This is a genomic window from Kribbella sp. DT2, assembly GCF_049844575.1.
In the GTDB taxonomy this organism is placed as follows: domain Bacteria; phylum Actinomycetota; class Actinomycetes; order Propionibacteriales; family Kribbellaceae; genus Kribbella.
In genome coordinates, this window is record NZ_JBNCLH010000003.1 from 224,858 (window position 1) to 234,688 (window position 9,831).

Consider the following 9,831-nt stretch of genomic DNA (forward strand, 5'->3'; position numbering starts at 1 on the left):
GTGCTACTCGGGAGCGGTGAAGGTCGGCGTGGCCGGCGCGGCCTTCTTCCGGGTCCGCTTGACCGGCTTCTCCTCGACGGCCTCGGCAACCGGCTTGGCCGAGGCCTTCTTGGCCACGGCCTTCTTGGCCACGGCCTTCTTCGCCACGGCCTTCTTCGCCACTGCCTTCTTCGCTACTGCCTTCTTGGCCGGCCGCTTCGCCGCAGCCTTCTTGGCCACCGGAGCAGCCTCCTCGACCACCGGAGCCTCGTCGGCCGCCGGCTTCGCGACCGCCTTCTTCCGGGTCCGCTTCGGCTTCTCCTCGACAGGAGCCTCAACCACGGCCTCTTCGACCGGAGCATCAGTGACCGGAGCAGCAGCAGCCTTGCGGGTGCGGGTCCGCTTGGGCTTCTCCTCGACCGGCACGTCGGCAACCACCGGTGCCTCAGCAACAGCCTCGGTGGCGGCAGCCGCCTTGCGGGTCCGCGTACGGCGAGCAGGCTTCTCCGCCGGCGCGTCGACTACTTCAGCGACCGTGGCCGGTGCCTCGACCGCTTCGGCGACCGTTGCCGGCGCCTCGGTGGTCTCCGCTGCCGCGGTCTCCGACGACCCGGTACGACGACGAGTGCGCGTACGACGCGGCGCGTCCTCAACCGGTGCAGCCGGTGCGTCGGCCTGTGCTTCGGCCGGGGCCTCGACACTGGTCGGCTGCGGCGCGAGCGACTCCGTGCTCTCCGCCGCGTCGCCACCACGGCGGCGACGGTTGCGCTGCCGCGGCTTGCGCTCGCCGCGCTCGCGGGAGCCGTGTTCCACACTGCCGTGCTCGGCGGCCTCGGTGGACGTCGCCGGCGTCGGCGGGACCAGCGTCTTCGCGGTCACGTCGGCGTCGGTCTTCTGCTCGACGCCCTCCACGCTCTGGCCGTTCCGCGTCCGACGACGGTTCCGGTTCCGCTTGCGGCCCGGACGCTCGCCCGAGGCCGGCGCCGAACCCGACTCGCCCTCGCTGCGTCGCGGCGGGCGGTCGCGCTCGGGCTTGTCCTCGCGCGCGGCCTTGATCCGGCCCTTCGCGTCGGTCGGGATGCCGAGGTCGTGGTACAGCTCCGGCGACGTGGAGTAGATCTCCTGCGGCTCGTCGTACGGCAGGTCGAGCGCCTTGTTGATCGTCTTCCAGCGGACCAGGTCCGCCCAGTCGACGAACGTCACCGCGATGCCGCTCGCACCGGCGCGGCCGGTCCGGCCGATCCGGTGGATGTAGGCCTTCTCGTCCTCGGGGCAGGTGTTGTTGATGACGTGCGTGACGCCCTCGACATCGATGCCCCGCGCCGCGACGTCGGTGCAGATCAGCACGTCGACCTTGTCGCCGCGGAAGCGGGTCAGCGCCCGCTCACGGGCCTGCTGGTTCAGGTCGCCGTGGATCGCGGCGGCCTTGAAGCCGCGGTCGCTCAGCTCGTCGGTCAGCCGGGACGCCTCGCGCTTGGTCCGGCAGAAGATCATCACCCGGCCACGGTCATCGGCCTGCAGGATCCGCGCGACGACCTCGGGCTTGTCCAGGTCGTGCGCCCGGTAGACGAACTGGGCCGTGGTCGGCACCATCTGGGTGTCATCGTGCGACTCCGCGCGGATGTTCAGCGGGTGCCGCATGTGCGTGCGCGCCAGGCCGATCACAGCCGACGGCATCGTTGCCGAGAACAACATTGTCTGGCGCAGCTCGGGCGTCTTGCGCAGGATCCGCTCGACGTCGGGCAGGAAGCCGAGGTCCAGCATCTCGTCGGCCTCGTCCAGCACCAGCACCTTGATGTGCGACAGGTCGAGCACACCGCGGTTGGCCAGGTCGAGCAGGCGGCCCGGCGTACCGACGACGACGTCGACGCCTGACTTCAGGGTGTCCAGCTGCGGCTCGTAGGCGACGCCGCCGTAGATCGTCATCACGCGGACCGTGCGGACGGTCGAGGCGGTGGTCAGGTCCTTGGCGACCTGGATGGTCAGCTCACGCGTCGGGGTCACGACCAGGGCCTGCGGCTTGCCAGGGGCAGCCAGCTCTTCGTAGTCGGGCTCGCCCGGGGAGATGGTGCGCTGCAGCAGCGGGATGCCGAACCCGAGGGTCTTACCGGTCCCGGTCCGGGCCTGACCGATCAGGTCGGTGCCCATCAGTGCGACGGGGAGCGTCATCTCCTGGATCGGAAACGGCTCCACGATGCCGACGCGGTCGAGCGCGTCACAGATCTCGGGCAGGACCCCGAGCTCTCGGAAGGTGGTCAGGCTGATCGCCTCTCACATGCTTGTACGGACAGAATGCACAGGGCCGGCGCCAGGGTGAGGTGTCCTGAATCGGATCACCCGGAGCCCTTCATCGTGAGGCGCGGGACACTGTGCAAGCGGCTCGCACCAGCTGCCCATCTGGGCGCGTCACCGGCGAAACACCGTCCAGTGTAACCGCAAACCATGTCAGCCTCGCCCGGCTCGCATTTCACCACCAGGTACCGCCGGGCCGATATGGTGCGGACCATGACCGAAACGACGGCCTTCGACGATCCCGCCTACCGGGCCGCGGCGGTGGATCTGCTGGGTGTCCTGGCCTACGGCGAGCTGACCGCGTTCGAGCGGATCGCCGAGGACGCCAAGCTCGCCCCGACCCTGAACGACAAGGCCCAGCTGGCCCAGCTGGCGACCACCGAGTTCGGGCACTTCGTGCAACTGCGGGACCGGCTGGTCGCGCTCGGGGTGGACCCGATGGACGCGATGCAGCCGTTCGTCACGCCGCTGGAGGCCTTCCACGACCACACCGCGCCGTCGGACTGGCTCGAGGGCCTGGTCAAGGCGTACGTCGGGGACGGCCTGGCCAACGACTTCTACCGCGAGATCGCGTCGTTCGTGGACGGCGAGACGCGGGCGCTGGTGCTCGAGGTGTTCGCCGACTCCGGGCAGGCCGAGTTCGTGGTGGACCGGGTCCGGGCCGCGATCGACGAGGACCCGAAGCTCGGCGGGCGGCTCGCGTTGTGGGGGCGCCGGCTGGTCGGTGAGGCGCTCAGCCAGGCCCAGCGGATCGCTGCCGACCGGGACCCGCTGGCCGCACTGCTGGCCGGGTCGGTGGATCGGCCGGGGCTGGACCTGGCGGCGATCGGGCGGATGTTCACGCGGTTGACCGAGGCGCACACGGCCCGGATGACGGCGCTGGGGCTGCAGCCGTAGTACCGGGCCGGGAACGCCAAGCGGCCGCCCTCCCCGGGTAGGGGTGGCGGCCGCCGGTCGGTACGGGCTTCCTGGGGTCAGACCCTGGCCTTGCCGCTGTTGCGCGACGAGATGAACGCGACCACGATCGCGGCACAGATGATCTGGATCAGGTACTGGATCCAGTCCGGGCCGGAAGTGTCCTTGACACCGAGGAAGTAGGCGATCAGGCCGCCGAGGAAGGCGCCGATGCCGCCTCCCAGGATGGTCCAACCGAGACTGATGTTCTGCTTTCCGGGAAGCACCAGACGGGCCAGTGGCCCGAAGATGACTCCGGCGATGAGACTGACGATGATCATCCAGACCCAGAATCCCACGGTTCCTCCTCGAGAATGACTACCTGCGCCTGTCCAGTGCCCGAGGTCAAACGGGTACTTCGTCAGACCACCTGAACGCAGGTCTCATCCTCATCGTGCCCCGATCGCCGCACTCCGCAACCGGGACACGCGATCGAGTCCGGACCGATCCCAGACCGTGGCCGTCCGGTGTCACGGCGGCGTCACGGCGGGGGCTTCAGACCGCGCCGAAACCGACCTTACGGATCTCGGACTCGCCGATCTCGACGTAGGCCAGCTTCTCGGCCGGGACGATCAACCGGCGGCCCTTCTCGTCGACCAGCGTCAACAGCCCGGCCTTGCCGGTGAGCGCCTCGGCGACCGCCGACTGGACCTCCTCCGGGGTCTGCTCGCTCTCCAGCACCAACTCACGATTGGCGTGCTGCACGCCGATCTTGACCTCCACGGAACCCTCCCGGGCACGTTCCGACCGGCGCGTCTCGCCGGTACGCCGACGAGCCTATCCGCTGCCGCCGCCCAGCTCTCACCAGTCCGCCAAGAGCAGAACTCGCCGCTGGTTGGTCAGCCTCGGCGGGGTGAAAAGAGGGGGAGGGAGGAGGCCCCCGCCCCCGAAGCGGCTGCGCCGATTTCAGCCTTCGGTGCGGGGGAAGCCTCGGATGCCTCGCCAGGCGAGGCTGGCTACCAGGTCGGCGGCTTGTTCCTGGGCGAGGGTGGGGTTGTCGGAGGCCAGCCAGTAGCGGGCGCTGACCTGGGCCATGCCGACCAGGCTGACGGCCAGCACCATCGACTGTTCCTTGTTCAGGCCGGCGTCGGCGCTGATCACCTCGGAGCAGGCCTCGGCGCACGCCTGGGTGACGCGGTCGACGCGTTCGCGGACGGCCGGCTCGTTGGTCAGGTCGGACTCGAAGACCAGCCGGAACGCGCCCTGGGCGTTGGCGACGTACTCGTAGAAGGCGTGGATCGTGGCCGCGACCCGCTGCTTGTTGTCCTCGGTGGACTTCAGCGCGTCGCGGACCGACGCGACGATCGCCTCGCAGGAGCTGTCCAGCAGCGCCAGGTACAGCTCGAGCTTGCCGGGGAAGTGCTGGTACAGGACCGGCTTCGAGACGCCGGCCCGGTCGGCGATGTCGTCCATCGCGGCGGCGTGGTAGCCGTTCGCGACGAAGACCTCCTGGGCCGCCTCGAGCAGCTGGGCACGACGGGCCAGCCGGGGCAGCCTGCTGCCACGTTTCGGTGCGGTCTCCGGTGTCGTCGACACATCGGCTCCTTACGGTGGTGCGGCACCGGCGACGACCCGCCCCCGGTGTATACCGTCCGAATCCTACCTAGCGGTAGTCGTCTCCCGCGCGCTGCGGCGCCGTCCGGTGCGTTCAGCCGGCCCGGACGGAGCCGGTACGTCGGCCTCCGGAACCTCGGCGGGCACGTCGAACATCGCGAAACTCCTCTCAGGACGGCAGCGGCTGTGGATCGTCGTACAGGCCCTCCAGCACGTCGCCGTACTCCTCGACGCGCGCCAGCACCTCGTGCGGGAGGAAGGTCAGCTCGGCCTGCGACGTCGCGGCGGCCACCTCGTCCCAGTCGACCGGGGTGGAGACCCGCGGCTCCTCGGCGCCGCGCAGCGAGTACGGCGCGAGCGTGGTCTTGGCGCTGGCGTTCTGGCTCCAGTCGATGAAGACCTTGCCGGGCCGCAGCGCCTTGGTCATGGTCGCGGTGACGTTCTCCGGCAGCGCCTCGGCCAGCTGCTCCGCGAGCTGCTTGGCGAACGCGCTGGCGGTCCGGGACGACGTCGGCGCGATCGGCACGTACAGGTGCATGCCCTTGTTCCCGGAGGTCTTCGGCCAGCCCTCCAGCCCGTAGTGGCCGAGCAGTTCGCGCAGGGCGAGCGCGACGTCGCAGCACTCGACGATGCTCACCCCCGGCCCCGGGTCCAGGTCGAAGACGACCAGGTCGGCCTGCGGCTCCTTGCCGCCGTCGGACAGCCCGATCCGCCACTGTGGGACGTGCAGCTCGAGCGCGGCCAGGTTGGCCAGCCAGACCACGGTCTGTACGTCGTCCGCGACCACGAAGTCGGCCTCGTCGCGGCCGGTGGAGCTCCCGGGCGTCGGCAGGGTCTCGGTGCGCACCCAGTCCGGCGTACCGCGTGGTGCGTTCTTCTCGAAGAAGTACGCCGCTCCGGTGCCGTCCGGCCAGCGTTTGCGGGTCAGCGGCCGGTCGGTCAGGTGGGGGAGCAGCAGGGCGGCGATCTGGTGGTAGTAGTCGATCACTTCCGCCTTGGTGAACCCGGTCTGCGGGTACAGCACTTTGCCGAGGTTGGTGAGCTTCATCGTCTGCCCGTCGACCTCGGTGGTCAGTTGCGTCTGTCCGGCCGCCATGGCTCCCAGTGTCCAGGGTGAAACGGGTCCTACCATGGCTCTGTGGACAGTTACGGACGAGTAACCGGCACCGAGGTGCCGCTGGGTGCACAGGAATGGCCGGCCCGCATCGTGCCGGTCGCGGGCGTGGACCTGCTGGTCAGAGAGGTCCCCGACACCAAGGAGGACCTCCCGCCGGCGCTGTACGTGCATGGGCTCGGCGGCTCGTCGCTGAACTGGACGGCGCTCGGCCTGCTGCTGAGCGACACGGTCCGCGGCATCGCCCCGGACCTGCCGGGCTTCGGGCGGACCCCACCGGTCGGCCGCATCGGCATCGGCGCGCAGGCCGACGTACTGGCGGAGCTGATGGACAAGGAGCTGGGTGACCAGCCGGTCCACCTGTTCGGCAACTCCATGGGCGGCGCCGCGGCGGTCGCACTCGCTGCCAGCCGGCCGGAGCGGATCGCCTCCCTGACGCTGGTCTCTCCGGCGCTGCCGCATCCCAGGGCCTCGGCCAGCGCGCTCTGGTTCGCCGCGCTGGCCACGCCACGGGTCGGGCAGATGGTGATGGAGCGGACGCGCAAGCTGCCGTTCGAGCGTCGCCTGCAGGCCTCGTTGTCGATGGTGTTCGGCGATCCGCGCTCGCTGGCGCCTGAGGTGCGTGCGGCGTACGAGGAAGAGCTGCACCGGCGCGACACCCAGCCGTGGGGAGCCCAGGCGACGCTCGACGGCGCCCGCAGCATCCTGTTCTCCCAGCTGGCCCCGCCACGCCGGTCGCTGTGGGCCGACGCCGCGAAGATCACCTGCCCGGTCCTGCTCGTGTACGGCGGCCGCGACCGGCTCGTCGACGCCAGGATCCGGACCAAGGCCCAGGCCGCGTTCCCCGACGCCCGGTCGCTCTACCTGCCGCAGTCGGGTCACGTGGCCCAGATGGAGCACCCGGAGGAGGTCGCGCGGGCCTTCCGGCAGCTGCTCGCCTCCACGCGCCGGTGACCACCACAGACTGCTCGCTGCCGCGTCAGCCTGTGGACTGACTCCCGGTCGGACCGTGGCATGATCTTCGTCCCGATCCGTTGACCACGACAACCAAACCGCCGCCGCGGGGGTCTGACGGACGACCTGTTCGTCGACGAAGGGAACCTCGTGCGGTTGATCGGCAGCAAAACACTGTCGCTGGGGATGGTCGCACTGCTGGGATGGGGGCTGGTGCCGGCGACGGCGTCGGCGGCACCGCCCTCACCTCTTGTTGCTCAGAGCAACGATTGGCGGATCGAGCCGGTAGCCGGTGGGTACCGGGTCACGCTCGCGCTGGACCGCCGGATCCCGTTGCGGGACGCGCTCCCGATGCTGTCGGTCGACGGTCGCGCCGTCGGCGTGGCCAAGGAGTCGGCCGACCGCCGCAGCGTCTCGTTGATCACCAAGGACCCGGCCGTGCTCAAGGCCCGGGACGTCAAGCTGACCTGGTCGGGCGACCCGGACGGTGACGGCAAGCGGTCCAGAACCGCGGCCGGGCCGACCGACGCGGACTGGCTGAAGGCGAAGATGGGACCGGCCCTGGCCGACGATCCCGGTGCCAAGGGCGGGTACCAGGTCGAGACCGCGGAGTACAACCTCGGTGACGAGGCCGTCTACCTCCCCGGCCTCAAGCAGAAGTCGGAGGTCCGCGGCAAGGTCTACTCGCCGCGGGGCGCGACCGGCCCGCGCCCGTTGGTCGTCTTCCTGCACGGGCGCCACCAGGTCTGCTACGGCGGCAACGAGAGCGGCCCCTTCCCGGAGAAGCCCTGGCCGTGCACCGGCGAGTGGAAGTCGATCCCGAGCTACCGCGGGTACGACGGCCCGGCCGAGGCGCTGGCCAGCCACGGCTACCAGGTCGTCTCGATCAGCGCCAACGCGGTCAACGCCTGGGACAACGAGGCGTACGACGCCGGCGCGCAGGCCCGGGCCGAGCTGGTGCTCGACCACCTGGACCTGTGGAAGAAGTGGTCGACGGTCGGCGGCGGCCCGTTCGGGACCAAGTTCGTCGGCAAGGTCGACCTGCGCAACGTCGGCCTGATGGGTCACTCGCGCGGTGGTGAGGGCGTGGCGCGCGCCGCCGTGCTCAACGCCGACCGCGGTGGCAAGTACGGGATCCGCGCGGTGCTCCCGCTGGCGCCGACCGACTTCGCCCGTGCGACCGTGCCCGGTGTCGCGATGACCGTCGTCCTGCCGTACTGCGACGGCGACGTCTCCGACCTGCAGGGCCAGAAGTTCTACGACGACACCCGGTACTCCGTCACCGGCGACAACGCGCCGCGCTCGACCGTCACGGTGATGGGCGCCAACCACAACTTCTTCAACACCGAGTGGACCCCTGGCCAGTCGGTCGCCCCCTCCAGCGACGACTGGTTCGAGGAGGGCGCCGAGTCGCCCTGCGGGCCCAAGTACGCGGGCCGGCTGACCGCCAAGGAGCAGCAGGCCGTCGGTACGGCGTACGTGGCCGGCTTCTTCCGGCTGCAGCTCGGGCACGAGAAGCAGCTGCTGCCGTTGCTCGACGGCTCCAACGGCCGGGCGGTCTCGGCCGGCAAGGCCGTCGTACGGGTGGTCGCACAGGCCCCGCTGGCTGACCGGCGCGACCTGTCCAAGCTGGACTCGCCACTGCCGACCGGTGCGGTCTCCGGGAAGGCCAAGGCGACGGTCTGCTCGGCGGACTGCGTGCAGACCGAGGACCCGAGTCAGATCCCGCACTGGATCACTGCGTCGTACGCGGAGAAGACGCCGACGCTGGGTGTCACCAAGCTGAGCTGGACCGGCACGGACGGCGTACTGCGCGTTCCTGTGGCCGCCGGGCAGCGTGACGTCCGTCGGTACGCCGCGCTGACGTTCCGGGCGGCGCCTGACGCGGCCGGAGCGCCGCGGACCGACCTGAGCGTCCGAGTGGTCGACGGGCACGGCAGGGCGGTGTCGGTGCCGGCCTCCACGCTCGGTGACGCGCTGGTGCGGATGCCTGGCCCGGGTGAGGTGCTGCCGAAGAACCTGCTGCGCACCGTCCGGGTGCCGATCGCCTCGCTGAAGGGGATCGACCTGAGCGACGTACGGGCCGTCGAGCTGCGGACGGACCGGGTGGCGAGCGGTTCGGTGTTCCTGAGCGACCTGTCGTTCTCGCGGCCCGGTGTCGGGACGTCGGCCCCGGCGGTGCTGCTGCCGAAGCTGTCGGCGTCGAACGTGAAGGTGCGGGAAGGCGACACCGGCACCAAGAACGTCGACTTCTTCGTGACGCTGTCGCGGCCGAGCATCCGCCCGGTCAGTGTGTACGCCGAGACGAACGGCGACCTCGGCACGTCCGTCGGTCAGGTGGCGCGGAAGGTGGTCTTCAAGCCCGGTCAGACCCGGCAGAAGATCACCGTGCCGATCACGGCGAACACCCGGGACAGCGCCGACCTGGCCTTCAGCCTGGTCCTGTCGGTCCCGCACGACGGGCTGCTGGACGAGTCCTTCGGGCACGGTCTGGTGATCGACGACGACCCGTCGCCGACGCTGACCATCGGTCCGGCGACGGCGAAGGAGGGGGCCACGCTGCAGTTCCCGATGACGCTGTCGGCGGCCAGTGACCAGTACATCTCGGTCCAGGGCGAGCTGAAGGACGGCACCGCGGTCCTGGGCAAGGACTTCAAGACCCTCGACGAGGAGCCGCCGTCGCGCGCGTTCTACGGGTACGTCGAGCCCGGGCAGACCAAGGGTGTGATCGAGGTCCGGCTGGTCGACGACAAGGTCAAGGAGCCGGCCGAGACGTTCACCGCGCAGGTCACCGACGTGACCGGCGTGGACCTGAAAGTGCCGTTCGCGGTCACCGGGACGATCACCGACAACGACTGACGCCGGAACGACCGGCACCGGAACGACTGGCACGGGGGCGGCGCGGCCGACCGGCCGCGCCGCCCCCCCGGGAGACCGACCGACCGGCCTGCGGACGTCCGGCCGGGGGGGTGGACCCGGGCGGG

At 70.5% G+C, this 9,831-nt stretch carries 8 protein-coding genes; 3 read left to right on the forward strand and 5 right to left on the reverse strand.

What is annotated here, in order from left to right; genetic code table 11:
- Positions 1–3 precede the first annotated feature (3 nt).
- Positions 4–2,148, reverse strand: coding sequence for a DEAD/DEAH box helicase (locus tag ACLQ2O_RS14525; RefSeq protein ID WP_425831363.1), 2,145 nt, complete (start codon positions 2,146–2,148; stop codon positions 4–6).
- A gap of 336 nt (positions 2,149–2,484) precedes the next feature.
- Here ACLQ2O_RS14525 and ACLQ2O_RS14530 point away from each other — a divergent pair, with 336 nt between their 5' ends.
- The gene (locus ACLQ2O_RS14530) at positions 2,485–3,168 is read left to right on the forward strand and encodes a ferritin-like fold-containing protein (RefSeq protein ID WP_425831365.1); all 684 of its coding nucleotides are present in this window, start codon (positions 2,485–2,487) and stop codon (positions 3,166–3,168) included.
- Positions 3,169–3,245: 77 nt separating this feature from the next.
- On the opposite strand, the gene ACLQ2O_RS14535 is transcribed toward ACLQ2O_RS14530, so the two are convergent.
- The 4 genes from ACLQ2O_RS14535 to ligD form a co-directional block, all read right to left on the reverse strand.
- Complete coding sequence (locus tag ACLQ2O_RS14535; RefSeq protein ID WP_425831367.1) at positions 3,246–3,524, reverse strand: GlsB/YeaQ/YmgE family stress response membrane protein; 279 nt, start codon at positions 3,522–3,524, stop codon at positions 3,246–3,248.
- A gap of 196 nt (positions 3,525–3,720) precedes the next feature.
- Entirely contained in the window at positions 3,721–3,948 is a 228-nt protein-coding gene (locus tag ACLQ2O_RS14540; RefSeq protein ID WP_425831369.1) for a DUF3107 domain-containing protein, read from the reverse strand.
- Between the two features lie 183 nt (positions 3,949–4,131).
- On the reverse strand, positions 4,132–4,761 hold the full coding sequence (locus ACLQ2O_RS14545) for a TetR family transcriptional regulator (RefSeq protein WP_184797122.1): 630 nt from the start codon (positions 4,759–4,761) through the stop codon (positions 4,132–4,134).
- Positions 4,762–4,948: 187 nt separating this feature from the next.
- Positions 4,949–5,875 carry a non-homologous end-joining DNA ligase gene (ligD, locus tag ACLQ2O_RS14550; protein WP_425831371.1) on the reverse strand — a complete coding sequence of 309 codons (927 nt, stop codon included), beginning with the start codon at positions 5,873–5,875 and terminating at the stop codon, positions 4,949–4,951.
- Positions 5,876–5,917: 42 nt separating this feature from the next.
- Here ligD and ACLQ2O_RS14555 point away from each other — a divergent pair, with 42 nt between their 5' ends.
- Both ACLQ2O_RS14555 and ACLQ2O_RS14560 read left to right on the forward strand, forming a co-directional pair.
- The gene (locus ACLQ2O_RS14555) at positions 5,918–6,847 is read left to right on the forward strand and encodes an alpha/beta fold hydrolase (protein WP_425831373.1); all 930 of its coding nucleotides are present in this window, start codon (positions 5,918–5,920) and stop codon (positions 6,845–6,847) included.
- 150 nt (positions 6,848–6,997) lie between these two features.
- The gene (locus ACLQ2O_RS14560; protein WP_425831375.1) at positions 6,998–9,706 is read left to right on the forward strand and encodes a Calx-beta domain-containing protein; all 2,709 of its coding nucleotides are present in this window, start codon (positions 6,998–7,000) and stop codon (positions 9,704–9,706) included.
- Positions 9,707–9,831 lie beyond the last annotated feature (125 nt).